At 35.1% G+C, this 612-nt stretch carries 2 protein-coding genes; both read left to right on the forward strand.

Annotated features, from left to right (window positions below):
* On the forward strand, positions 1-195 hold a 195-nt coding region (gene tnpA / locus ACFFIS_RS12770), incomplete at its 5' end, for an IS200/IS605 family transposase (RefSeq protein ID WP_390187063.1).
* Positions 196-206: 11 nt separating this feature from the next.
* The coding region (locus ACFFIS_RS12775) for a helix-turn-helix domain-containing protein (protein ID WP_390187905.1) at positions 207-612 on the forward strand (406 nt) is incomplete at its 3' end.

The following is a 612-nucleotide window of genomic DNA, read 5'->3' on the forward strand; positions in this document are numbered from 1 at the left end:
CCCAACAGTGAATTATCGAAATTCATCAATGCCTATAAAAGTGCCAGTTCAAGACTTATCAAGAAGGATTTTCCTCAAGTCCGAAAAAAGTTATGGAAGGAAATGTTTTGGTCAAGAAGTTTTTGTTTGTTGACGACTGGTGGTTCACCTATTGAGGTGGTGAAAAAATATATTGAAAGTCAAGGGATAAAGTGAGGTGATTTGATATGGCTAAACAAAATAAAGCGTACAAGTTCAGGTTATATCCCACAAATGAACAGGCTTTGATTATACGCAAAACTTTCGGATGTGTTCGTTTTGTCTACAATAAGATGTTAGCTGAACGAAAAGGGACTTATGAGTTATTAAAAGATGATAAAGATGCCTTAAAAAAGGTGAAGCACCCTACTCCTGCCAAATATAAAAAGGATTATGAGTGGCTAAAGGAAGTAGATTCATTAGCGCTAGCGAACGCACAACTAAACTTGGATAAAGCATATAAAGCATTCTTCAAAAGGAATGCCAAGTTCCCGAAATTCAAAAGTAAACGACACAAGCAAAGCTATACAACAAATCTTGTAAACGGTAATATTCAGTTGTTGGATGGTCATATCAAATTACCTAAACTAAAAA

It is taken from the genome of Paracerasibacillus soli, from assembly GCF_042432965.1.
Lineage (GTDB): Bacteria > Bacillota > Bacilli > Bacillales > Amphibacillaceae > Paracerasibacillus > Paracerasibacillus soli.